This window comes from Streptococcus sp. A12, from assembly GCF_905372335.1.
Taxonomy (GTDB): Bacteria; Bacillota; Bacilli; order Lactobacillales; family Streptococcaceae; genus Streptococcus.
This window is the reverse complement of the sequence record NZ_CAJPOU010000011.1, coordinates 17,792-42,962: the sequence shown is the minus strand read 5'-3', so window position 1 is coordinate 42,962 and position 25,171 is coordinate 17,792. Positions and strand designations below refer to the sequence as shown.

The window sequence follows — 25,171 nt, the reverse complement described above, 5'->3', positions numbered from 1 at the left end:
AGCGTAGTAGAGCCCACTCAACCACTGCGTCTTGCTCGATAATCCAAAGACAATTTAGAGGCTAGGACTTTTGTCCCAGCTTTTTTTGTTTCTATGCAGGAGTAGTTCCGTCATTCTTCAAAAATTGGTTCCCAATGTCCATAAATCTGATTAAGCTTTCATTCACTATTCAAATGGCTTCTGATTTGTAAGGATTTATGTGATAATTTCACATTACAATCGAAAATAATAGTGTTTTACAGTATAATAGTTTTATTAGAATGAAGGAGTTGCCGTATGGAAAGGATCGTATATAGAGAAGCAAGGCTAGATGAGTACAAGCTAATTGGAAAAGTCTGCGCCGATGCTTTTATGAATTATCCATTTTTAACCGTCATTAAAGAAGATTTAAAAAAGTCTGAATACTTTCCGGCCTTTATTGAGCTATTACATACCTTGTTAGTCAAGCTCTACATCAAAGGGGAAACGTGCTTAGTTGCTGAACGAGATGGAGAAATTATAGCTGTAGGACTCTTGCAACAAAAAGATTTCTCGATGGTCTCTTACTTACTAAATGGAATTTTTAAGTTATTCCGTTACATTAGCCCTTGGAAATTGATGAAATATCTGGACCTGGTGGAGCGTTCGGAGCAACATTTGAAAAAATCCGGAAACTTCGACTGGTATTTAATGATGTTTGCTGTGAGGCCAACTGTTCAGGGCCAAGGGGTTGGTAGTCATTTTCTCCAAAACGGGATTGAGCCTTACGTCAAAGCCAAAGGTTGTAAGCGTCTAGGCTTGATTACCAGTACCCAGCAAAATGTCTTTTTCTATGAAAAAAATGAATTCGTCCTATTAGATTCTATGGTTCTTGACTATGGAAAACAAAGTGTTGGAAATTGGGCCTTTTTGAAGACCCTTGATGACGAATCCTAGATGATTAAAAAAAGGAGCTCTTGGGAGCTCCTTTTAGCATGCAAACAGATGATTGTTAGATCATTTAGGTGTCTTTTTGTTCTGGATCTAGTTTAGATTGTTGATGCTTGATATAGGTCAGTTTTTCCTCTCGGCTCTTCCGTTTAAAGAGTGCTTCGGCTGACATAGCAGCTCTTTTGTCGGGGAAAGACTCTTGGTAGATCAAGGTCACAGGAAGTCTGGGACGTGTATATTTGGCGCCTTTGCCAGCATTGTGGGTTTTGATACGGCGTTCGATATCGGTGGTGTAGCCAGTATAAAGGGTCCCATCTGCACACTGGACTACATACATATAAGCTTTAGTTTCCATAATAAATTTCATGAATCTCCGGCGTATAGCTTCCATCTTCCTCATGGATGAACAGTGGAGGCAGAATTTTTAGACCATCTCGCGATCCATCTTTAATGGCCTCAATGAGAAGCATGTTGGCATCTTTATGGACCTTGGGATAGACAAATTGAATCCGTTTAGGAGCCAGATTGTAGTGTTTCATGGTTTCAATGATATCTAAGAAGCGATCCGGACGATGGACCATGACGAGTCGGCCATTGGACTTGAGAGTCCGTTGGGCCACTTGACAAATTTGGTCCAAATTGGTGGTGATCTCGTGACGTGCTAGCAAATAATGAGGGCTCTCATTTAAATTGGAATGCTCGTCCACTTTAAAGTAGGGAGGATTACAGAGAATAAGGTCGATTTTACTACCAGGGAAATGGTGGGGCAAATTTTTTAAATCATCGGTAATCATGGACATACGGTCGGAGAGGTCATTCAATTGGATGGAACGCTCTGCCATGTCGGCGAGTCTTTCTTGTATCTCCACTCCAACGATGGTTGCTTTGGTTCGCGTGCTAGCGAAGAGTCCGACAGCGCCATTGCCGGCACAAAGATCGACAATCAGACCACGGTTGGGCAACTTAGGAAAACGTGACAAAAGGACACTATCAATAGAATAGCTAAAAACCTCTCTGTTTTGAATGATTTTTACATCACTAGAAAATAGTTGGTTGACGCGTTCGCCGTCTTTTAATTCGATATCGTTCATGGCTCTATTATAGCATGAAAAGAGGGCGGGGAAAAGCATAGAAAGGGATAAGAAAAAATAAGGACAGAACTTTTGTTCCATCCTTATCCAAGAGTTGTTTAATCAAATTCATAATTTTGATAAATAGTCGCCAAGATGAAGATTCCCGTAAAGAGAGCCATCAAGGCAAGGTAGACTGGGAAGGTCACAGCTGTCAATGTTCCGATTTCAATCAGACCTTTCAAGTAAAAGGCAGAGAGATAGAAACCGCAGACAGAGAAGATAATTAAGAGACCTCGCCAGATATTGAGTGGCAAGCAAGCTCGAATAACGGACAAGAAGCCAATAGATCCTAACAAGTAGTAGGAAAGGGTAGACATGTCCAGGATAGACCAGCCATGATGAGCTCCCCATAAACGAACAAATAAGACGCTAAAGACAACCATCAAGGCATTTGGTAAGGCCAGATGCAAGGAGCGTTTGAGGAAGTGTTTTTCCACTGGCTTAATGTTTCGTTCAAAGGTTAAGACAAATGGAGGGAATCCTTCGACAAACTGGTCAATCAGCGTAATCTGAATCGGAATAAATGGGAAGATCAACAAGTAGTTGATGTCAAATAAAAGGGCACTTGCGATACAAATAATCGCCAGAACGAAGGAGTAGATCGTCTTAATAAAGAAGATAGGAGCGATTCGTCCAATGTTATTGACGACCCGACGACCTTCAAAGAGAATTTCTGGAACATCATTAAAGTCAGAGTTTAACAAGACGAGATTGGCAATTTGACGGGTTGCAGGATCGCCTTCGGCCATCACGATGGAGCAGTCAGCTTCTCGTAAGGCTAGGATATCATTGACCCCGTCCCCTGTCATGGCAGTGGTTCGACCAGCGGCCTTGAGGGTTTGAATCAAGAGTTTCTTCTGATGAGGAGAAACCCGTCCAAAAATGGCTGTACTTTCAGCTAGGTCCACCAACTCATCGTCCTCAATCTTAGAACAGTCAATATAACTTTCGTAGCTTTCAAAACCAGCTTCCTTAGCAATGTAAGAAACAGTGACAGGATTATCACCAGAGATGATTTTGAGATCCACATCTTGGGAGCGAAGATAATCCAAGGTTTCGGCAGCCCCTTCGCGGATTGGATCGAGGATTTCAATGACGGCGATCGCTTCTACATCACTTGGCAAAGTCAAATCATGCATATCGATGGCTTCCACACTGCGAGCTAAGATCAAGACCCGAGATCCATGGGCTTGGGCTTCCAATACCGCTGGAAGATTTTCTTTGAGGAGCATTTCTGGTGCCCCCAAATAAACGGTCCCCAAGTTTTTCAGAGTCATGGCACCCCATTTTCGATCACTTGAAAATGGAATGATTGATTCGGCTGTATAAGCGTGTTCTAACTCGCCATATGCTTTGCGGATAGCTTGGGCAGTTGGGTTGTTATCCTCAGAATTTTGCATATAGGCAGAGAGAATAACTTCGATAGTTTCTTCAGAAAAGTGTTCAGACAGGGAGTGAATGCCTTTGACGGTCATTTTTCCTTGGGTGATGGTTCCTGTCTTATCCAAACAAAGAGTATCAACACGAGCCAAGGTTTCCACAGAGTACATCTCTTGGACCAAGACCTTGCGCATCCCTAACTTGATCACGGCTGTCAAGAGAGAGGTCACTGTCAGAAGGGCAATCCCTTTTGGCAACATGCCTAAGAGAGCAGTGGAAGAGGTAATCACAGAATCTTTCATTGGAAGCAGTTTAATCAAAAAGGCTTCACAGAAGAGAGCAATTCCAAATGGGATAATAATCTTTCCAGTAAAACTAGAGATTTTTGCGAGATTATAGAGAATGCGGGAATTGATGGGTTTGAGAGTTTTTGCCTCTACCATTAATTTATTAGCATAGTTATTGGCCCCCACACGACTGACACGAGCGTAGACCTGACCACTCGCTAAGAAGCTTCCGGATAGAAGTTCATCTCCCTCTTCCTTGAGAACCAAGTCACTTTCTCCTGTGAGCATGGCTTCATTGGCTTCAGCAACTCCCTTTTGAACGATGGCATCACTCGGAATTTGGCCTCCAGCTGATAGCTTAATCAGGTCGCCAAGGACGATTTTCTCTGGATCAATGGTTTCTTCTTCCCCGGCTCGGATGACAATGACGAGTTCCTTACTCATCAAATTCAATTTATCAATCATCCGTTTAGCGCGGAGCTCTGTGGCAATTCCGGATAAGGCATTAAAGCAGATGACTGCAAAAAAGACCAGGTTGCTCCAGGCTTGTACCGCAACCAAAGCGAGGGCGATCACAAAGTTTAAAGCATTAAACAAGGTGAAGACATTGCGCTTGATGATTTGCCAGGTACTGGTACTGGTATTCGCTTTAAATTCGTTGGTTTGGCCACGCTGTATTTTTTTGCGGACCTCTTCATGGGTTAATCCCTTTAATTCATTCATTTCCATAAAAACATCATATCATTTTTTTAAGAAAAAGACTAGGTGCAGTCGGTTTGTTGAGTCATCCAGTTTTTGAAAAGATTTGCGGGGAAGAGAAGGATAAGGTATAATGGATAAACAAGAGAATTATCAAAGGAGAAAGCATGTTTTATACCTATTTACGTGGCTTAGTGACCTTTATTTTATGGGTTCTGAATGGAAATGCTCATTACCATCATAAGGAACTGATTCCGAGTCAAGAGGAAAATTACATTCTCGTAGCTCCTCATCGAACTTGGTGGGATCCTGTCTACATGGCCTTTGCGACCAAACCCAAGCAATTTATCTTTATGGCTAAGAAGGAACTCTTTACTAATCGGATTTTTGGATGGTGGATTCGTATGTGCGGGGCTTTTCCAATTGACCGTGAAAATCCAGGTGCAGCAGCGATTAAATACCCAGTGAGTATGCTCAAAAAAAGCAAGCGTTCCCTGATTATGTTTCCAAGTGGAAGCCGCCATTCTCAGGATGTTAAAGGTGGAGTTGCCGTGATTGCCAAGATGGCCAAGGTACGTATTATGCCTGTTACTTATACGGGTCCAATGACTTTGAAAGGACTAGCGACCTGTGAACGGGTTGACATGAACTTTGGGCACCCTATTGATATCTCTGATATTGCAAAAATGAATGATGAGGGAGTGGAAGAAGTTGCAAGACGAATCCAGGCTGAGTTTGATCGCTTAGATGCGGAATCTCAGGCACTGCGCAATGACCGGAAACCTTTTATCCTCATCCGTTTGTTGAAGTTTTTACTGTTGCCATTTGTTTTGGTTGTTGCTCTATTGACCCTCTTGTTTAGTTATATCGCTAGTTTTGTATGGGATCCGGACAAGCATCGGAAAGACTAAGCAGTACTCTAGATAAAAAGAATGTCAAAAATCATGTGATTTTTGACATTCTTTTTTTATTTCTTCGATTTTTTACGAATAATAAAAATAAAAGGGGTATTTATGGAGACGTGGATTGAGAAGCTCAAGGAATATAAACTGTTTTTAGGTTTGGCTGCTGTGGGGCTAGTGATGGGAGGAATATTTCTCTTTTGGCCCAAGCAAGCTCCACAAGCACCGGAAACTGTCATTTCACAGTTAGAAATGGTGGATCAGGAGGCTTCTCCTAAGGAAGACACCAGCCTCCCTTCTAGCTCTCAGCAGAGGAGTGAGGAAAAGACGGACTCCTCTCAAGAGAAAATCATGGTGGATGTGAAGGGTGCTGTTAGACAGGAAGGGGTCTACGAACTTCCAGTGGGGAGCCGGGTCTATGATGCTGTCCAAAAAGCAGGAGGGATGACAGACGAAGCCAACAGCCAATCCGTCAACTTAGCGCAAAAATTGGAGGATGAGTCCATCGTCTATGTTGCTAAGAATGGAGAGGAGGTAGCGCCTGTTGCGTCCGCATCTGCTGGGACGACAGGTGGCGAAAAGCAGTCAAAAGATGGAAAGGTCAATCTCAATACGGCAACAGAAGCAGAACTACAGACGATTTCTGGGATAGGTCAAAAGCGAGCCCAAGATATCATTGCTTATCGAGAGGAAAAAGGAAAATTTCAGTCTGTTGATGAACTAAAGAATGTTTCTGGGATTGGCCAAAAGACGCTAGAAAAGTTAAAAGAGCATGTTACAGTGGATTAGAAGTCTCAACATTCATCCATTTCATCTCACCCTGCCGGTCTTATCTCTCTATTATTGGATATACACGGGACACTGGTTCGCTTCGTTCTTCCTTCTGGCCTTCTTCATCTTGTTTAGGAGACGCTACGATAGCAAACGATTTCTGTGCCTCATAGGGTTTCTTTCCCTCTTTGCCCTTTGTTTTGCTTTCCGGATCGAACAGGGAAAACAAGAGTCAAGCGATCATAGGGTCCCAAGGGTCATTCAGCTTTTACCGGATACCATCAAGGTGAATGGAGATGCTTTATCCTTTCGTGCCAAGTCAGGTAGCCGTACTTTTCAGGTTTTCTACCAGCTTCAGTCAGAGGAAGAACAAGCCTATTTTAAACACCTGGATCAGGGGCTAGAATTACGGATCAAAGGGGAATTGGAACCCCCGACAAAACAGCGTAATTTTATGGGCTTTGATTATCAGGCTTATCTGAAAACACAAGGGATCTATCACCTTTTGAAAATTAATCACATCCTTGAAAAGAGACCTGCTGAGCCTAGAGATTTCATAGGGCTACTGTCTAGTTGGAGGCGAAAGGCCCTTGTATGGGTTCACCAGCATTTTCCCCAGCCCATGAGCCACTATATGACGGGCTTGCTTTTTGGTTTTTTAGATGTAGAGTTTGAAGAAATGAGCCAGTTATATTCGAACTTGGGGATTATCCATCTGTTTGCCTTGTCGGGCATGCAGGTTGCCTTTTTCTTAGAAGCCTTTAGACGCTTTTTTCTACGTTTGGGACTGGAGCAGGAAAAGGTTGCCTACCTCCTCTATCCGTTTTCGCTTCTTTATGCTGGGATGACAGGCTTTTCGGTTTCGGTCGTTCGAAGCCTCTTACAGAAACTCCTGGCCCAGGCTGGGCTCAAAGGAATGGAGAATATGGGGGTCACTCTCCTCTTGTTAGTCCTTCTTTTACCATCCTCCTTGTTGACTGCTGGAGGTCTCTTATCCTGCGCCTACGCCTTTGTATTGACGCTAACCTCTTCTGAAGAGGAGAAGGAGGGAATCCGAAAAGTCATCAAGGAGAGTCTAGTGTTAACACTAGGGGTTCTTCCTTTTCTCATTTTTTTCTTTGGAGAATACCAACCCTGGTCCCTTCCTCTAACCTTCATTTTTTCTCTCTTATTTGACCTTCTGTTGTTGCCAGGACTGAGTGTCGTTTTTCTCCTCTCTTTTCTGTATCCCTTGACCTTCTGGAATCCTTTCTTCGTCTGGATGGAAAAAAGTATGGAGTATCTAGCGGGCTTCACTAGTCAATCCTTGGTTTTCGGGCAGCCAAGCATTTACTATTTCATCTTGCTCTTGTGCTTGCTAGCTTGTCTCTATGAGATGCGAAAGGTTAAGAAATGGAGATACCTGTTCCTACTCTTAGTATGCTCTGTATTTGCCCTTGTGAAGCATCCTTTAGAAAATGAGATTACCATCATTGATATTGGTCAAGGTGATAGTATTTTACTACGTGATTGGCGTGGGAAAACCATCCTAATTGATACAGGAGGAAAAGTGGACTTTGGCCAAAAGGAGGCATGGAAGAAGCGAAGGTCTACTAGCAATGCAGAACGGACCCTGCTTCCCTATCTCAAGAGCAGGGGGATTGACCAGATTGATCATATGATTCTCACGCATACTGACACAGATCACATGGGAGATTTGGAAGTGCTCGCGACTAAGGTTAGGATAAAGGAAATCAACATTTCCAAGGGGAGCTTAAAAAAAGCCTCTTTTGTCCGTTTGCTCAAACGGTTGAACTTACCGGTAAAAACGTTGGAGGCTGGTGATCAATTGTCGATCTTTGATGGGAGTGCAGAAGTCCTCTATCCGGTAGAAATAGGAGATGGGAGTAATAACGATTCCATTGTTCTTTATGGCCGCTTTTATGGGTTGTCCTTCCTTTTTACAGGAGATTTAGAAGAAGAAGGGGAAAAGACCTTGTTAGCCCGTTATCCTCAACTGCGCGTAGATGTCCTCAAAGCAGGCCACCATGGTTCTAAGGGTTCTTCTCACCCTGCCTTCTTAGAGAAAATACAAGCAAAAATTGCCCTGATATCTGCAGGCGAAAAAAATCGTTATCAGCACCCTCATCAGGAAACCTTGGAGCGTTTCAAAGAGTTACAAATGACTGTTTTTCGTACAGACCAGCAAGGAGCGATTCGTTTTAGAGGGTGGAATCAGTGGAAGATTGAAACCGTTCGATAGGAGCTGTTTGATTTCTAGCTTGAAAATTGCTATGATAAAGTCAAGGAAATGAGGTTACAAGTATGAAATCATTACAGTTGTTTTGGACGCAATATGCTGATTTTTCAAGAAGATCAGATAGAAAAGAATTTTGGATTAGCCAAGCCTGGCATTTACTATTTACAAGTCCATTTTGGATTTACCAATTGGTCTTACTCTTTTCAAATTCGAAATCAGAGGAAGACGTGATTCCCTTGACCGGGATGGACGTTTCAGCTTGGTTCAGCATCTTTTTTCTCCTTTATCTCTATCTTATTTTTGTTCCCCAGCAAGCAGTAGTCGTTCGGCGATTGAGAGATGCAGGTTTTCATTGGTCGTTGATTTTCCTATTTCTAGGCCCTATCTTGCTCTACCTTTTATCTCCTATTTCCATTTTTCTAGTCTTAGCTCTTGCGGGTTTGCTCTGCTTGGCTTGTCTCCTGGTCCTTCCAAGTGCTAGACTTGCACAACCGGACCAGAATGCTTCTCAAGGATTTGCTTCGACAAATCCAGTGGTCTCTTCGCCAAGTATGCCATCCCATTTGATGGATCCCAACAGTTTTTCATCTATTCCCCAGATTGTTTCGGCTCCACCAACTCCACTAGAGAAAGCACCGCTTGAAAAGAAAATGGAATCGGAACAGACCCAGCATCAGTTTAGAGAGTGGAATGAGGTACCTTCAGAACATGCAGGCTTTACAAACAATTAAAAAAATCAGTGCCGAGAACCTTCCTCCTATCCTGGTTTTATCAGGGGATGACATCGGTCAGTTTGAGTGGATGAAAGAGCAACTTTTAAAGAAAGTTGGCTACGATTCGTCTGATTTGAACTATTCCTATTTTGACATGAAGGAAACAGCTTATTCTGAAGTCGAGCTTGACTTGGTTAGCCTTCCATTTTTTGCGGACGAAAAAATAGTGATTTTGGATCATTTTGTCGATGTGACGACCGCAAAAAAAAGATACCTGACGGATGATGAATTGCAGTCCTTTGAAGGATACTTATCAGCACCTTTAGAAACGACTCGCTTGATTGTCTTTGCGGAAGGAAAACTGGATAGCAAACGAAGAATTGTCAAGCTCTTAAAAAGGGATGCCCAGTTGCTGGAAGCAACTGAATTAAAGGAACAGGAGTTGCGTGCCCATTTCACAGAAGAGATCAAGTCTCTAGGGCTAGCGATTGATTCACAAGCCTTCGACCAACTTTTGATCAAATCTGGCTTTGATTTTAGTGAGATTCAGAAAAATTTGGAGTTTCTTAAAAACTATAAGGGATCCTCAAGCATTACCATCTCAGATATTGAAGAGGCTATTCCAAAGACGCTCCAGGATAATCTGTTTGATCTGATCCAGATGATCCTAAAGAAACAAATTGATCCCGCCCGTAGTTTGGTCAAGGATCTTCGGCTGCAAGGAGAGGATGAAATCAAGCTTTTGGCCATTTTATTGAGTCAGTTCCGCATCTACACACAGGTCAAGCTGTTGAAGCAAGAGGGACGAACAGAATCCCAAATCGTTTCAGACCTATCAGAGCTGACCGGTCGAAAAGTAAATCCCTATCAAGTCAAATTTGCTCTAAGAGATAGTAGAGGGATATCTTTAAGCTATTTGGAGCAGGCGATTTGTCTTTTGATTAATACCGATTTCCAAATGAAATCGGGAACCTATGAGAAAGATTATCTATTTGATTTGACTTTGCTAAAGTTGGCCAACCCATCTGTGTAAGCAGAATAGTTGAATAAATTAGATGATTGCGTTATCATTTTTATATACATAAAGAAATAGAGGTATTTTCCATGGCAATTATTTTACCAGATCTTCCGTACGCATACGATGCATTGGAACCATATATTGATGCTGAAACAATGCACTTGCACCATGATAAACACCATCAAACTTACGTAAACAATGCAAATGCAGCTCTTGAAAAACACCCTGAAATTGGTGAAGACCTTGAAGCTTTGTTGGCAGATGTAGAATCTATCCCAGCTGATATCCGCCAAGCGCTTATCAACAACGGTGGTGGACACTTGAACCACGCTCTTTTCTGGGAATTGATGACTCCTGAAAAGACAGCTCCTTCAGCAGAACTTGCAGCAGCAATCGATGCAACATTTGGTTCATTCGAAGAATTCCAAGCAGCATTTACTGCAGCAGCAACAACTCGTTTCGGTTCTGGATGGGCATGGTTGGTTGTTAACAAAGAAGGTAAACTTGAAGTGACTTCAACAGCAAACCAAGATACACCAATCTCAGAAGGTAAAAAACCAATCTTGGGCTTGGACGTTTGGGAACATGCTTACTACGTGAAATACCGCAACGTGCGTCCTGACTACATCAAAGCTTTCTTCTCAGTGATTAACTGGAACAAAGTAGACGAGCTATATGCAACAGCTAAATAAGCTTTCATAATAAAAAAAGTTTGAATCAAGAGGTCACTTAAAGGAGCCCTCGATTCAGGCTTTTTATTTTTCGAATTGCTCAACATAGTCTCAAATGAAACCCCCATTTTAGGAGGGATATTTCTTGCGTTTATACCTGAAAATGATACACTAGAAGAGTATGTGAAAGTGAGGAGAAAGGCTTCCTACATAAGGAAGAAGCCGTGTCACTTTTTTTGAAAAAAAACTGTACCTCAACAAAAGGGAGAATGAAAATGACAAGTATTACGATTACAAAAGGAGCAGTGGATACGCCACTTTATCTAAAAATGATCAACCGCCACGGGTTAATTGCAGGAGCTACTGGTACAGGGAAAACCGTTACCCTAAAAGTCATAACTGAAAAATTAAGTCAGCAAGGGATTCCGGTGTTTCTAGCAGATATCAAGGGAGATCTTTCAGGTCTTGCCAAAGCAGGACAATGGACGCCAAAGATGGAAGAGCGCTATAAACTACTTGGTATTACAGATCCTTTTGAACCTCAAGCTTTTCCAGTTCGCCTATGGGATGTCTTTGGTCAAGCAGGCCATCCAGTCCGTGCAACGATTGAAGGAATGGGCTCTCTTTTGCTAGCTCGCTTGTTGGACCTCAACGAAACACAAACAGGGATTTTGGCCATCGTCTTTAAATTGGCCAAAGAAAAAAATTGGCCTTTGATTGATCTGAAGGATTTGCAGAGTCTTTTGAAGGAAGTATATGATCATGCCTCAGATTATTCCGCTCAATACGGCAATATCAGTAAACAATCAGTAGGAGCTATTCAACGAAGCTTGTTAGTGCTAGAGCAAGAGGGGGCAGATCAATTCTTCGGAGAGCCAGCCTTGGATCTTCAAGATTTTATGCAATTGGACAGCAGTGGACGAGGCTACATCAACATTCTATCAGCGACTCGTCTTTTCAACTCCCCTAAGCTCTATTCAACCTTCCTGATCTGGTTGTTGTCTCGTCTGTTCGAGACCTTACCAGAAGTTGGAGATCTAGAAAAACCGAAATTTGTCTTCTTCTTTGATGAAGCTCACCTCTTGTTTAATGATGCGAGCAAGCTCTTCCTTGAAAAAGTTGAGCAAGTCGTTCGCCTCATCCGGTCTAAAGGAGTAGGGATCTACTTTATTACGCAGAATCCTCAAGATCTTCCTGAGTCTGTCTTAGCTCAGCTCGGGAATCGTGTTCAACATGCTTTGCGAGCCTATACACCAAAGGAAATGAAGGCCATCAAGGTTGCTGCACAAAGTTTCCGGCCAAACCCAGAATTTGATACGGAAACTGTCTTGACGGAGTTGGGAACAGGGGAAGCTCTAGTTTCCTTCCTAAATGAAAAGGGGCAACCAAGTGTGGTGGAACGTTCTTATATTTTGTCTCCACAATCGAGCTTTGATTTGTTAAACGAGAGTGAACAGTTGGCCTTGATTACCAGCTCTCCTTTCCATCAAAAATATGCTGTTCGAGTAGACAATGAATCAGCTTATGAAAAATTGACTGAAAAATCTGCTAGAGAAGAGAAGGAAAAGGAGCGGGAAGAGGAAGATAAAGCAAGAGTTGCAGAAGAGAAGGCCAGTCAAAAACGGAGTCCGGGCCGTCCGCGGAAATCTAGTTTAGAAAAGGCCAAAGATTCCTTTATCAGTTCCTTGTTCCGTACCATTGCGCGTGAAGTGGCAAAATTGATCATGGGATCCTTTAAGAGGAAATAAGACAGTCAAAAGGGGATGGACTATTAGGAAAATGAAGAAGGATTGATCTGAAAATCGCTAAAAAATTTCTTCTAGAAGAAATCGTTTTCTGATCCGGAAACACCTTGTTATTTTAAAGAGAATCTTTTATAATTAACTTCATATGAAAAAAATATTTAATGTTCGATCGATCATGATTGTGTTGGGAATTTTACTATGTATAGGAGGAGTTGGAGCTTTAACTTACCTCCATCTTCATCAGGCTCCAGCCTCACCACTTGCTCAAGAGGGAACGACGGCTCAAGCAGTGGACTCCAAGGAAGAGAAGCAACCCCTCCAACCTCCTCGTGTCAAAACTCCTGAGGAAAAACAAGCTGTCATGGATCAAGATCGTGAAACCATGGAGAATTTGGGTCTTGTCTATGATTATGCCAATAAAGGCATGGTAGAAGTTGTACAAGACTACATGGCTGAATATGGTGTTGATCCTTCCCAAATTACCTTTACCTACAAAAATCCTGCGACAGGCCAACAATTTTCGATGAATGAGTTGCAGCCGATGAGAGCTGGAAGTACCTATAAACTACCCCTAAATATGTTAGTCGTGGATGAAGTCGATGCAGGGAAGTTAAACTTAACGGATGAATTTGATATTACCAATACTTACTACGAGTACCTTGAGGAGCATGATAATTATGTAGCTGCCTTTGGTGGAGCTATGACGATTCCAGATATGCAGCGATATTCTCTTGTCTATTCAGAAAATACGCCAGCATATGCCTTGGCCGACCGCTTTGGTGGTATGGATAATGTCTACGGGAAGTATGAAAAGTATGGAAAATCCCGTGCAGAAATAAAAACAATTAGTCCTGAAAACAAAACGACTTCTGATTACTATATTCAAGTCTTGGACTATCTATGGAATCATAAAGAAAAATATGCGACCTTGCTAGAATTAATCGGAGAGTCCTTCCCGAATGAATACTACAAACGGTATTTACCAGATTTAGTCATTCAGCAAAAACCTGGTTATGTAGCGGAAGCACTCAATGTCGAAGCCATCGTTTACGAACAAACACCTTACCTCATCTCGATTTTTACAGCTGGTCTAGGGGGAACAACTCCAGAAAGTACGGAGATCAGTGGTTACGGCCTTCATTTACTTGGTCAACTCTGCTATGTGATCAATGAATGGCACCGTGTAAATGTCAATTAATGATTTAGAAGCTTTCCCAAAACAGCTTTGGGAAGGTTTTTTCTATGGAAAATATTGTTTCATGGTTAAATCTTGGGGACATTCTTTGAGGTCAGTGAATAAATATGATAGAATAACTAAAGAACCTAAAGAAAGAATAGAAATGATTACAAAAGAAGATTATCAGTTGATTCGCTCCCATCCAGCTTTCTCTGAGATTCCAGTTGAAAAATTTGATAAATTAGCTGTCGAAATCCATTATAGAGAAATCCCAAAGGGACAGATCCTATTTTTTGCCGGTGATAAGCGCGATCGAATTTTTTTAGTGGTGGAAGGCTATGTCCGTATTGAGGAGTTTGACTCTTCAGATACCTTCTCGTATATGGATTACATTAAAGAAGGAGCCGTCTTCCCATACGGTGGTATGTTTACAGATTCCAATTATCACTATACAGCCACTTCCATGACAACCGTTAAATACTTCAGTATTCCTGTTCAGCTTTATGAGGAAATTGTCCAGTCCAGTATGGAACAAGTTCTCTTTATAACGAGAAAACTTTCAAAAATATTGGAATTTCAGGAGTTGCGACTTCGCAATGTGGTTGCAGCCAGTGCCAGTGATCGTGTGATCCAATCCTTAGCTCTACTCTGTAAGGATTATCAAAAGTTTGGTCCAACCATTCCTTTTCCGATGAGTATGAAAGAGTTGGCCAGATTAGCTGCAACGACGAGAGAAACGGTCAATCAAGTATTAAAGAAGCTCCTAGAAGAGGAGCGAATCGAGTACAAACATAAGAAATTGACCTTTCTCGATCTTCCATTCTTTTTAGATAGTTTTGAAGAAGCTTAGTAGGGCTTCTTTTATTTTCTGTCAAAAACGATAAAAGTTCTTCAATTTAAATAAAAAATATTTACCCGCAAAAAAAATATATATAATAAAATATCCAAAGAAAGCGGTTCATATTTCATAAAATGAGGGTGATATTTAAAAAAACGTCAGATTCTTGGCATTCGTAATGGAAGATTGGTTGTGAAAGCGATACCAATCGGTGGTAAAATTAAACCTGTAAACGGGATTAGCTATGCTAAACCGCAAGAAAAAAGGAGGACTATAGATGTCTACACACCCAATTCATGTTTTCTCAGAAATTGGAAAACTGAAAAAAGTTTGTTTGCACCGTCCAGGTAAAGAGTTGGAAAACTTGATGCCTGACTATCTTGAACGTCTTCTTTTTGATGATATTCCATTCTTGGAAGATGCTCAAAAAGAACACGACGCATTTGCTGAAGCACTTCGTAACGAAGGTATCGAAGTACTTTATCTTGAACAGTTGGCTGCTGAGTCATTGACTTCTCCAGAAATTCGCGATCAGTTCATCGAAGAATACCTTGAAGAAGCAAACATTCGTGGACGCCAAACAAAAGTTGCGATCCGTGAATTGCTTCACAGCATTGAAGACAACCAAGAATTGGTTGAAAAAACAATGGCAGGGGTTCAAAAAGCTGAACTTCCAGAAATTCCTGAAGAAGCAAAAGGATTGACAGACCTTGTTGAATCTGACTATCCATTTGCCATCGACCCAATGCCAAACTTGTACTTCACACGTGACCCATTTGCTACAATTGGTAATGCAGTATCATTGAACCACATGTACGCAGATACACGTAACCGTGAAACTTTGTATGGTAAATACATCTTCAAATACCACCCAGTTTATGGTGGAAAAGTTGAACTTGTCTACAACCGTGAAGAAGATACTCGTATCGAAGGTGGAGATGAGTTGGTACTTTCTAAAGATGTCTTGGCAGTTGGTATCTCACAACGTACAGATGCTGCATCAATCGAAAAATTGTTGGTAAACATCTTCAAGAAGAACGTTGGCTTCAAGAAAGTATTGGCCTTCGAATTTGCTAACAACCGTAAATTCATGCACTTGGATACAGTATTCACAATGGTGGACTACGATAAATTCACAATCCACCCAGAAATCCAAGGCAACCTTCGCGTCTTCTCTGTAACTTATGAAAACGAACAATTGAAGATCGTTGAAGAAAAAGGTGATTTGGCTGAATTACTTGCTGAAAACCTTGGTGTTGAAAAAGTTACTTTGATTCCATGTGGAGATGGCAACATCGTTGCTGCTGCGCGTGAACAATGGAACGACGGATCAAATACTCTTACAATCGCACCTGGTGTGGTAGTCGTATACGACCGTAACACTGTAACCAACAAGAAATTAGAAGAATACGGACTTCGTTTGATCAAGATCCGCGGAAGTGAATTGGTTCGCGGTCGTGGTGGACCTCGTTGTATGTCAATGCCATTCGAACGTGAAGAAATCTAATCATCCTTCTACAGGTTAGACGGGCTCAGTGTCTAAACTGAGCCCTCTAAACTGGTTGACAGGATCCAATCAAGCATAATAAAAGGAGATAATTAATGACAACTTCAGTATTCCAAGGACGTAGCTTTTTAGCAGAAAAAGACTTTACACGTGCAGAGTTAGAATACCTTATCGGACTTTCAGCTCACTTGAAAGATCTTAAAAAACGCAACATCCAACACCACTACCTAGCTGGTAAAAACATTGCGCTTTTGTTTGAAAAAACTTCAACTCGTACTCGTGCTGCCTTCACTACTGCAGCCATCGACCTTGGTGCTCACCCAGAATACCTTGGTGCAAACGACATCCAACTCGGTAAAAAAGAATCTACAGAAGATACTGCTAAAGTTCTTGGACGTATGTTTGACGGTATTGAATTCCGTGGTTTCAGCCAACGTATGGTTGAAGAATTGGCTGAATTCTCAGGTGTTCCAGTATGGAATGGTTTGACTGACGAATGGCACCCAACTCAAATGCTTGCAGACTACTTGACTGTTCAAGAAAACTTTGGACGCCTTGAAGGTTTGACACTTGTGTACTGTGGTGACGGACGTAACAACGTTGCAAACAGCCTTCTTGTAACAGGTGCTATCCTTGGTGTGAACGTACACATCTTCTCACCAAAAGAACTCTTCCCAGAGCAAGAAATTGTTGAATTGGCAGAAGGATTCGCAAAAGAAAGTGGCGCTCATATCTTAATCACTGAAGATGCTGACGAAGCTGTGAAAGGTGCTGATGTACTTTACACTGACGTTTGGGTATCTATGGGTGAAGAAGACAAATTTGCAGAACGCGTTGCCCTTTTGAAACCTTACCAAGTAAACATGGAATTGGTTAAGAAAGCTGATAACGAAGATTTGATCTTCTTGCACTGCTTGCCAGCTTTCCACGACACAAACACTGTTTATGGTAAAGATGTTGCTGAAAAATTCGGCGTAGAAGAAATGGAAGTTACTGACGAAGTGTTCCGTAGCAAATATGCTCGTCACTTTGACCAAGCTGAAAACCGTATGCACACCATCAAAGCGGTGATGGCAGCTACTCTTGGTAACTTGTACATTCCAAAAGTTTAAGACTTTATAACCGTATACCAACAGCTATAGGGGCTGGACTGCTAGCTTTAGTCCTGCCCCTATTTTTTATAGAAAGGGAAAACCTATGTCAAGAAAAATCGTCGTTGCTTTGGGAGGAAACGCCATCCTTTCATCTGATCCTTCTGCAAAAGCTCAACAAGAAGCACTTGTAGAAACAGCAAAACACTTAGTAAAATTAATCAAAAATGGGGATGACTTGATCATCACTCACGGAAATGGTCCTCAAGTAGGAAACCTCTTGCTCCAACACTTGGCAGCTAATTCTGAAAAGAACCCAGCTTTCCCATTGGATTCATTGGTTGCAATGACTGAAGGAAGCATTGGTTTCTGGCTTCAAAACGCTCTTCAAAATGCTCTTCTTGAAGAAGGAATTGAAAAAGATGTGGCTTCCGTTGTGACACAAGTCGTTGTCGATAAGAACGACCCAGCCTTCGTCAACCTCAGCAAACCAATCGGTCCTTTCTACTCAGAAGAAGAAGCAAAAGCAGAAGCTGAAAAATCTGGAGCAACCTTTAAAGAAGATGCTGGTCGTGGCTGGCGTAAAGTTGTTGCTTCACCAAAACCAGTGGATATCAAAGAAATCAATACCATCCGTACTTTGTTGAACGACGGTCAAGTCGTGGTTGCTGCTGGTGGTGGCGGTATCCCAGTTGTGAAAGAAGCAAATGGTAGCTTGACTGGTGTTGAAGCCGTTATCGATAAAGACTTTGCATCTCAACGTTTGGCTGAATTAGTAGAAGCAGACCTCTTCATCGTTTTGACTGGTGTAGACTATGTTTTTGTAAACTACAACAAACCAGACCAGGAAAAATTGGAACATGTCAATGTCGCTCAATTGGAAGAGTACATCAAACAAGATCAATTTGCACCAGGAAGCATGCTTCCTAAAGTAGAAGCTGCCATCGCCTTTGTAAACGGTCGTCCAGAAGGAAAAGCAGTCATCACTTCACTTGAAAACCTTGGCGCTTTGATTGAGTCTGAAAGTGGAACGATTATCGTAAAAGACTAATTCATATACATGAGTGAGGGGAGTGAATCCCATATTTACAGGAGTTTGTACAAAGTTCCTCCCCTCTTTTTTTCTAAAAAAGATTAGGAAAAACTAGTTTTTTAATCTTAAATATGGTAAAATTAACATATAGGTAAGCGCTTTCTAAAAGTTTAATCTTTTGAAAGACTCACTCAAATTTTGTTGCGTTAGGAGGATAAACAAATGAGTGAAAAAGCGAAAAAAGGGTTTAAGATGCCTTCATCTTATACCGTATTGTTAATCATCATTGCCATTATGGCAGTGATGACTTGGATTATCCCAGCAGGGGCTTTTGTCGATGGTGTTTATAAATCACAACCTCAAAACCCTCAAGGTATCTGGGATGTATTGATGGCACCGATTCGTGCTATGCTAGGAACGACTCCTGAAGAAGGATCTTTGATTAAAGGAACTAGTGCAGCGATCGACGTAGCCTTCTTCATCTTGATGGTTGGTGGTTTCCTTGGTGTAGTCAATGAAACTGGTATGCTAGACACTGGTATTGCTTCTATCGTGAAGAAATACAAGGGTCGCGAAAAAATGTTGATTTTGGTGCTTATGCCTTTGTTTGCCCTTGGTGGTACAACTTATGGTATGGGTGAAGAAACCATGGCCTTCTATCCTCTCCTTGTGCCAGTTATGATGGCCGTTGGATTTGATAGCTTGACTGGGGTAGCCATTATCTTGCTCGGTTCACAGATTGGATGTTTGGCATCTACCTTGAACCCATTCGCGACAGGTATCGCATCTTCAACTGCAGGTGTTGGTCTTGGTGAAGGGATCATCCTTCGTTTGATCTTCTGGGTTGTCTTGACTGGTCTTAGCACTTGGTTTGTATACAAGTATGCAGATAAGATTCAAAAAGATCCAACTAAATCCCTCACTTATGCAACTCGTGAAGAAGATATGAAATTCTTCAATGTTGGTGAAGATGAAGAAAATGTTAATTCAACTCTTTCAAAGAAACAAAAACAAGTCTTTGTACTCTTTGTATTGACCTTTGTTTTGATGGTCTTGAGTTTCATTCCTTGGAAAGATCTCCATGTTACTATTTTCAGTGACTTTAATACTTGGTTAACTAGTCTTCCAGTTGTTGGTAAGATTGTTGGTGGCTCAACTGCAGCCCTAGGTACTTGGTACTTCCCTGAAGGAGCAATGCTCTTTGCCTTTATGGGTATCTTGATTGGTATTGTCTACGGATTGAAAGAAGAACAAATCATTTCTTCCTTTATGACTGGTGCAGCTGACTTGCTCAGCGTAGCCTTGATCGTAGCGATCGCTCGTGGTATCCAAGTTATCATGAACAATGGTATGATTACAGATACGATCCTTAACTGGGGTAAACAAGGACTCAGTGGTCTATCTTCTCAAGTCTTCATCGTCTTGACTTATATCTTCTACTTGCCAATGTCATTCTTGATCCCATCTTCATCTGGTCTTGCCAGTGCGACAATGGGTATCATGGCTCCATTGGGAGAATTCGTCAATGTACGTCCTAGCTTGATTATCACTGCCTACCAATCTGCATCTGGTGTCTTGAACTTGATCGCTCCAACTTCTGGTATCGTAATGGGAGCTCTTGCTCTTGGACGTATCAACATTGCAACTTGGTGGAAATTCATGGCAAAACTTGTTGTTGCCGTTATTGTGATCACCATTGCCCTCCTTCTTCTCGGAACTTTCGTTCCATTCCTATAAGAAGTAAAGAGGTGATTCCATGAAAATTGAGATTACAAATCAAGTCAAAGATGACTTTCTAGATTCATTAAAGACTCTGATTTCTTATCCTTCGGTTTTAAACGAAGGTGAAAATGGAACACCGTTTGGACAAGCTATCCAAGATGTCCTTGAGAAAACGTTAGAAATTGCTCAAGAAATGGGCTTTCAAACCTATCTAGATCCTGAAGGATACTATGGATATGCAGAGATCGGTCAGGGGGAAGAACTCCTGGCCGTTCTTTGTCACTTGGATGTTGTTCCAGCCGGTGATTTAGAAGATTGGCAAACGCCACCTTTTGAGGCGATTCTGAAAGATGGATGGTTGATTGGACGTGGAGTGCAAGATGATAAGGGACCATCCCTTGCGGCGCTTTACGCAGTTAAGAGTCTGCTTGACCAAGGAGTTGTATTTACCAAACGGATTCGTTTTATATTTGGTACAGACGAGGAAACTCTCTGGCGCTGTATGAACCGCTACAATCAGCTAGAAGAAAAAGCAGATCTTGGCTTTGCTCCAGATTCGTCCTTCCCATTAACCTATGCTGAAAAAGGCTTGCTTCAAGTGAAGCTCCATGGACCAGGCTGGGAGGATCGTCCCTTACAAGCTGGTCGTGCCCTTAACGTGGTACCAGATAAAGCAATTTATAAGGGTGACCTCTTAGAGGAACTCTTACCAGTCATCGAGCAAAGTGGTGTGAACTATACAGAAGAAGCAGGAGCAGTAACCGTTCATGGTCTGTCTAAACACTCCAAGGATGCGGCTGAGGGTGTCAATGCCATTGTAGGCTTAGCTGAAAGTCTTTCATTGATCCAGCCTCATCCAGCCCTTCTCTTTATCGCAGATGCTGTTGGGGAAGATGCGACAGGAGCAGCTCTCTTTGGTGAAATAAAAGATGAACCAAGTGGTGCTCTTTCCTTCAATATTGCAACCCTCTCCATTGATGAACAGCAATCTGAAATCGGGATTGATATTCGGATCCCTGTCTTAGCGGATAAGGAGGCTTTGGTAAAACGTTTAAGTGAGGTGGCAACTAACTATCAACTTCAGTATGAAGAGTTTGATTATGTAGCTCCACTATACGTTCCATTAGATAGTCCGTTGGTGAGTACCCTGATGGCGGTCTACCAAGAGGAAACGGGGGATCAGACCCCAGCTATGTCCTCAGGGGGAGCGACCTTTGCTCGAACCATGGAAAATTGTGTGGCTTATGGGGCCCTCTTCCCTGATGCTCTCCAAACAGAGCACCAGGCGAATGAACGAGCTAAACTGGATGATTTATATCGTGCAATGGAAATCTATGCAGAGACCATTCGACGATTAGCAGTCAAGGAAGCCTAATAGAGATTAGAAAAAAGCTTAGATGGTCTGACCATCTAAGCTTTCTTTTATTTGCTAAAGAAGAAGGGAGGAGTGAATTCTTTCAATTTTTCAAAGCAGTCCAAGGCTCCCTGATTGTCTTCACAAATGATGAGGCAGACATCATCCCCGCAGACGGTTGCGACAATTTGTGGCAATTCAAGGGCATCTAAGATGGCTCCGAAGGACTGGGCCAGACCAGGGAGTGTTTTGACGACTACTTGGTTTTGGACGGGACGAAGCATGACGAGGGCATCTTCCATATAAAAACGCAGTCGGTTTTCCCAGCGAGATGGGGCAATGCTATTGATGGCATAATAAGAGCTATCCCCTTCGTTAATTTTTACCAGATTCAAGGATTTGACATCTCTTGAGAGGGTTGACTGGGTCACGATGATGCCGTTCGCTTTCAGGCTGTCCTGCAATTCTTGTTGGGTTCGAATTTTCTTTTCTGAAATAATGGACCGGATCAGGCGGTGGCGACTTTCAATCTTATTCATAAGGGGCTCTCTCCTTATTTGATAAACATAGCATCTCCAAAGCTAAAGAAACGGTAGCCTTGGTCGATAGCGTGCTGATAAGCATCCAGAGTGAGTTCTCGACCTGCGAAGGCAGAAACGAGCATGACTAAGGTTGATTTTGGTAAGTGGAAGTTGGTTGAAAAGGCGTCGACAACCTGCCACTGATAGCCTGGTTTGATAAAAATATTGGTCCAACCAGAGTCGGCTTGTAACTCTCCATTAAACTTGTTGCCAATTGTTTCTAAGGTTCGGATAGAAGTGGTCCCAACGGCAATGATGCGGTGTCTACTCGCTTTGACTTGTCGAAGGGTTTGGGCAGCTTCTTCAGAGAGCTGATAAAATTCGGAATGCATCTCATGTTGGTCTAGATCATCGACGGATACAGGACGGAAGGTACCCAGCCCGACATGAAGGGTTAGATAAACCAAGTGAACCCCTTTGTCTTCGATCTTTTGTAAGAGCTCTGGTGTGAAATGGAGGCCAGCTGTAGGAGCTGCGGCAGATCCATTTTCTTTGGCATAGACCGTCTGGTAACGTTCCTGATCTTCTAATTTTTCATGGATGTAAGGTGGTAGGGGCATTTCTCCTAGACTTTCCAAGACTTCAAGGAAAATCCCTTGGTAAGAAAACTCTACGATACATCCTCCGTGTTCCAGCTTTTTGATTAGGGTAGCTTGAAGACGTCCATCTCCAAAGCTGACGACCCCTCCCTCTTTGAGACGTTTAGCAGGTTTGGCAAGCACCTCCCATTGATCGCCCTCGATATTTTTTAAGAGGAGAAGCTCCACATGACCTCCTGTATCCGGTTTGACCCCATGGAGACGAGCTGGAAGGACACGGGTATTGTTCATGACCAAAGCATCCCCTGGTTCTAATTCATTGATAATGGCGTCAAAATGCTGGTCTTCCATCTGACCTGTTTGTCGATTGAGGATTAGTAGTTTTGAGGCATCGCGCTTCTCTAGTGGGGTTTGCGCAATTAACTCCTCGGGGAGGTGGAAATCAAAGTCATTCGTGTTCATGTTCTCTCCTTGTATCTAAATTCTTCTATTTCTTACATTTAACCTTCCCCATTATATCATGAAATAAGAGTGAAACAAAGGAAATCACTAGCCGAATTTTAAAGGGATGAAGGTAAAAAATCCTTTTCTAACATCAAGAAAGCGCTTGACAAAAATTGGTCTATACCATATAATAAATATAAGAAATAAGCGGAGGATTTATCATGAAAGTTATTGAAGTAGCTAATCAAATCGAAGGAGGGCAGGTTGCTTTTGACCTGCTAAAAGAAAAGTTAGAGCAGGGTGCCAAAACTCTGGGGCTTGCGACTGGAAGCAGTCCACTTGAATTTTATAAATTAATTCGGGAGAGTGACCTGGATTTCTCAGATATGGTCAGTGTCAACTTGGATGAGTATGTCGGCTTGACGGGAGAAGATCCTCAATCCTATCGTTACTTTATGCAGGAAAATTTATTCAATGAGAAGCCGTTTAAAGTTAGCTATCTTCCAAAAGGAAACGAAGATACTGCAGAAGAAGAAACAGCCCATTACAATGAAATTTTGGCCCAACATCCAGTAGATCTGCAAATTCTAGGGATTGGTCGCAACGGCCACATTGGTTTTAACGAACCAGGTACACCATTTGATAGCCAAACGCATTTGGTCCATTTGGATCAATCAACGATTGAAGCCAACTCTCGCTTCTTTGAAAAAATCGAAGACGTTCCAACTCAAGCCATCTCTATGGGGATTGCAAACATTCTCGCGGCTAAATCCATCATTCTCTTTGCATATGGAGAATCAAAGGCGCAAGCAATCGCAGGAACGGTTAATGGTCCAAAAACAGAGAGTTTACCAGCGAGTGCCCTTCAAGGTCATCCAGATGTCGTGATTATTGCAGACCAAGCAGCCTTGAGCCTACTGTAACCAGTTGAAACAGAGAGACCTATCTGAAATATCCTGAAAGATAGGTTTTTTTATAGATTGAAGTATGGTACAATAAGATAAAATTCTATATTTGAGGAAAATATATTTTGAAAAAGAAGTTGCTCGTTTTAGGAATCGTCATTCTATCTCTACTCCGCCCTCTGTCGATCGCGGCGGATGAGCTAGTGGATATGGCGCAAAAAATGTATCCCAATGATCATGTGCAGGCCTATAACCGACCAAGGTCTTCTCTCGTCATCGATGCGAATACCGGTGATGTTTTGTGGAGAGACAATATTGATGAAGTGCGGGATCCAGCAAGTATGAGTAAGCTCATGACTCTGTATCTGCTCTTCGAAACCATGAAAGAGGGAAAAATTACCAAAGATACGGTTGTCACTGCAACAGCTGCGGATCAATCCATGTCAAAAATCTATGAGATTTCCAACAATAACATCGTTGCAGGTGTGGACTATACGGTCTCTGAATTGATTACCATGACGGCTGTTCCATCTTCCAATGTGGCTACGATTATGTTGGCCAATCTCCTTTCTAACCACGATGCTGACGCTTTTATTCAGCGGATGAACGAAAAGTCCAAGGAGTTGGGGATGACCAATACCATTTGGAACAATCCTAGTGGAGCGGCCATTTCAACCTTCCAAGGTTTGTATACCAGTTATAACTATCCAAATGATGCAGCCAACCAGACAACTGCAAGAGATTTGGCGATTCTCGTCTATCATTTCGTGAAAGAATATCCAGAGATCCTTAGTTATACCAATCAGGCTAAGGTGACCGTGAAACAAGGAACGCCTTATGAGGAGACTTTTGATACCTATAACTATTCCTTGCCAGGAGCTAGATATGCTCTTGAAGGAGTAGATGGTCTGAAGACAGGTTCGAGTCCACGTGGTGCTTTTAACTATATCGCAACCGCTAAACGGGGGGAGCAACGAATTATCTCCGTAGTCATGGGTGTTGGTGATTGGTCCGACCAGGATGGTGAATACTATCGACATCCATTTGGTAATGCCTTGATTGAAAAGGCTTTTGCAGATTATAGTTATAAGAAGTTGTTGGACAAGGGTGTTCAGACGATCGATGGAAAGACCTACACCCTAGATCAACCTTTCTATGCCACGGTCAAAAAGGGAGAAGAGGATCCGAAACTCGTTGTCAAAGATGGACAGGTTGAAGCGGATTCAGGCTTGGTGACCCTATCAGAAAAGATTTCTGATGGACTTCCAGTCAAAGAAGGAGCAGTGAATCAATCGGATTCCCAAAGTACTGCGTCCCCAGCAAGAGAGAAATCCTTCCATTTTCCTCTTGAAATCCTGGTTATTCTGATTCCAATTTTCATTCTTGCGATGATTCTGTATATAGAAAGAGCCCATCGCAAAGGACGTGCGCGCAAGGCTCAGGATCACTACAAAAAATAACTGATCAAAACTCAACTGAAATCCAGTTGGGTTTTGTCATTGCCTTTTATTTC

22 protein-coding genes are annotated in these 25,171 nt (G+C 42.2%); 17 read left to right on the top strand and 5 right to left on the bottom strand.

The features are described from left to right. Positions 1 to 276: 276 nt before the first annotated feature. Positions 277 to 915 carry a GNAT family N-acetyltransferase gene (locus QZ158_RS02805; protein ID WP_293874555.1) on the top strand — a complete coding sequence of 213 codons (639 nt, stop codon included), beginning with the start codon at positions 277 to 279 and terminating at the stop codon, positions 913 to 915. Between the two features lie 64 nt (positions 916 to 979). Here QZ158_RS02805 and QZ158_RS02800 read toward each other — a convergent pair whose 3' ends face one another. The 3 genes from QZ158_RS02800 to QZ158_RS02790 all read right to left on the bottom strand — a co-directional run bounded on the left by QZ158_RS02800 (position 980) and on the right by QZ158_RS02790 (position 4,438). Beyond that, complete coding sequence (locus QZ158_RS02800; RefSeq protein WP_123160071.1) at positions 980 to 1,264, bottom strand: GIY-YIG nuclease family protein; 285 nt, start codon at positions 1,262 to 1,264, stop codon at positions 980 to 982. Further along, positions 1,254 to 2,000: a tRNA1(Val) (adenine(37)-N6)-methyltransferase gene (locus QZ158_RS02795; RefSeq protein ID WP_048789615.1), complete on the bottom strand. Its 747-nt coding sequence runs from the start codon at positions 1,998 to 2,000 to the stop codon at positions 1,254 to 1,256. The genes QZ158_RS02800 and QZ158_RS02795 overlap by 11 nt, the downstream gene beginning before the upstream one ends. A gap of 98 nt (positions 2,001 to 2,098) precedes the next feature. Next, a complete protein-coding gene (locus QZ158_RS02790) occupies positions 2,099 to 4,438 on the bottom strand; it encodes a cation-translocating P-type ATPase (protein ID WP_293874552.1) in 2,340 nt (779 codons plus the stop codon). A gap of 137 nt (positions 4,439 to 4,575) precedes the next feature. Here QZ158_RS02790 and QZ158_RS02785 point away from each other — a divergent pair, with 137 nt between their 5' ends. From QZ158_RS02785 to QZ158_RS02720, 14 genes are all read left to right on the top strand, one after another. Then, on the top strand, positions 4,576 to 5,319 hold the full coding sequence (locus tag QZ158_RS02785; protein ID WP_125329633.1) for a 1-acyl-sn-glycerol-3-phosphate acyltransferase: 744 nt from the start codon (positions 4,576 to 4,578) through the stop codon (positions 5,317 to 5,319). Positions 5,320 to 5,421: 102 nt separating this feature from the next. Beyond that, a complete protein-coding gene (locus QZ158_RS02780; RefSeq protein WP_293874547.1) occupies positions 5,422 to 6,099 on the top strand; it encodes a helix-hairpin-helix domain-containing protein in 678 nt (225 codons plus the stop codon). Continuing rightward, a complete protein-coding gene (locus QZ158_RS02775) occupies positions 6,083 to 8,323 on the top strand; it encodes a DNA internalization-related competence protein ComEC/Rec2 (protein WP_293874545.1) in 2,241 nt (746 codons plus the stop codon). The genes QZ158_RS02780 and QZ158_RS02775 overlap by 17 nt, the downstream gene beginning before the upstream one ends. Positions 8,324 to 8,385: 62 nt before the next feature. Next, positions 8,386 to 9,051, top strand: coding sequence for a DUF805 domain-containing protein (locus QZ158_RS02770; protein WP_293874543.1), 666 nt, complete (start codon positions 8,386 to 8,388; stop codon positions 9,049 to 9,051). Then, on the top strand, positions 9,029 to 10,066 hold the full coding sequence (holA, locus tag QZ158_RS02765; RefSeq protein WP_293874541.1) for a DNA polymerase III subunit delta: 1,038 nt from the start codon (positions 9,029 to 9,031) through the stop codon (positions 10,064 to 10,066). The genes QZ158_RS02770 and holA overlap by 23 nt, the downstream gene beginning before the upstream one ends. A 71-nt stretch (positions 10,067 to 10,137) precedes the next feature. Continuing rightward, complete coding sequence (gene sodA, locus QZ158_RS02760) at positions 10,138 to 10,743, top strand: superoxide dismutase SodA (RefSeq protein WP_261073674.1); 606 nt, start codon at positions 10,138 to 10,140, stop codon at positions 10,741 to 10,743. A 254-nt stretch (positions 10,744 to 10,997) separates the two neighbouring features. Next, positions 10,998 to 12,470 carry a helicase HerA-like domain-containing protein gene (locus tag QZ158_RS02755; RefSeq protein WP_293874529.1) on the top strand — a complete coding sequence of 491 codons (1,473 nt, stop codon included), beginning with the start codon at positions 10,998 to 11,000 and terminating at the stop codon, positions 12,468 to 12,470. A 142-nt stretch (positions 12,471 to 12,612) separates the two neighbouring features. Then, entirely contained in the window at positions 12,613 to 13,665 is a 1,053-nt protein-coding gene (locus QZ158_RS02750) for a serine hydrolase (RefSeq protein WP_293874526.1), read from the top strand. A 142-nt stretch (positions 13,666 to 13,807) separates the two neighbouring features. Beyond that, positions 13,808 to 14,494 (top strand): Crp/Fnr family transcriptional regulator, encoded by a 687-nt coding sequence (locus QZ158_RS02745; RefSeq protein ID WP_293874523.1) that lies wholly within the window; start codon positions 13,808 to 13,810, stop codon positions 14,492 to 14,494. Positions 14,495 to 14,759: 265 nt separating this feature from the next. Further along, a complete protein-coding gene (arcA, locus tag QZ158_RS02740) occupies positions 14,760 to 15,989 on the top strand; it encodes an arginine deiminase (protein WP_009732527.1) in 1,230 nt (409 codons plus the stop codon). Positions 15,990 to 16,084: 95 nt separating this feature from the next. Then, complete coding sequence (argF, locus tag QZ158_RS02735; protein WP_023022690.1) at positions 16,085 to 17,101, top strand: ornithine carbamoyltransferase; 1,017 nt, start codon at positions 16,085 to 16,087, stop codon at positions 17,099 to 17,101. Positions 17,102 to 17,186: 85 nt separating this feature from the next. Continuing rightward, a complete protein-coding gene (gene arcC / locus QZ158_RS02730; RefSeq protein ID WP_293874511.1) occupies positions 17,187 to 18,131 on the top strand; it encodes a carbamate kinase in 945 nt (314 codons plus the stop codon). Positions 18,132 to 18,335: 204 nt separating this feature from the next. Then, positions 18,336 to 19,850: a YfcC family protein gene (locus tag QZ158_RS02725; RefSeq protein WP_293874509.1), complete on the top strand. Its 1,515-nt coding sequence runs from the start codon at positions 18,336 to 18,338 to the stop codon at positions 19,848 to 19,850. 19 nt (positions 19,851 to 19,869) lie between these two features. Further along, on the top strand, positions 19,870 to 21,210 hold the full coding sequence (locus tag QZ158_RS02720) for a dipeptidase (RefSeq protein WP_293874507.1): 1,341 nt from the start codon (positions 19,870 to 19,872) through the stop codon (positions 21,208 to 21,210). A 47-nt stretch (positions 21,211 to 21,257) separates the two neighbouring features. Here QZ158_RS02720 and QZ158_RS02715 read toward each other — a convergent pair whose 3' ends face one another. Together QZ158_RS02715 and queA are read right to left on the bottom strand one after the other, a co-directional pair. After that, the gene (locus tag QZ158_RS02715) at positions 21,258 to 21,728 is read right to left on the bottom strand and encodes an arginine repressor (RefSeq protein WP_293874504.1); all 471 of its coding nucleotides are present in this window, start codon (positions 21,726 to 21,728) and stop codon (positions 21,258 to 21,260) included. 14 nt (positions 21,729 to 21,742) lie between these two features. Then, positions 21,743 to 22,771 (bottom strand): tRNA preQ1(34) S-adenosylmethionine ribosyltransferase-isomerase QueA, encoded by a 1,029-nt coding sequence (queA, locus tag QZ158_RS02710; RefSeq protein WP_293874501.1) that lies wholly within the window; start codon positions 22,769 to 22,771, stop codon positions 21,743 to 21,745. 203 nt (positions 22,772 to 22,974) lie between these two features. Between queA and QZ158_RS02705 the strand changes: the two genes are divergently transcribed. After that, the gene (locus QZ158_RS02705; protein WP_233331682.1) at positions 22,975 to 23,676 is read left to right on the top strand and encodes a glucosamine-6-phosphate deaminase; all 702 of its coding nucleotides are present in this window, start codon (positions 22,975 to 22,977) and stop codon (positions 23,674 to 23,676) included. Between the two features lie 107 nt (positions 23,677 to 23,783). After that, positions 23,784 to 25,118 carry a DUF1958 domain-containing protein gene (locus QZ158_RS02700; RefSeq protein ID WP_293874489.1) on the top strand — a complete coding sequence of 445 codons (1,335 nt, stop codon included), beginning with the start codon at positions 23,784 to 23,786 and terminating at the stop codon, positions 25,116 to 25,118. Positions 25,119 to 25,171 lie beyond the last annotated feature (53 nt).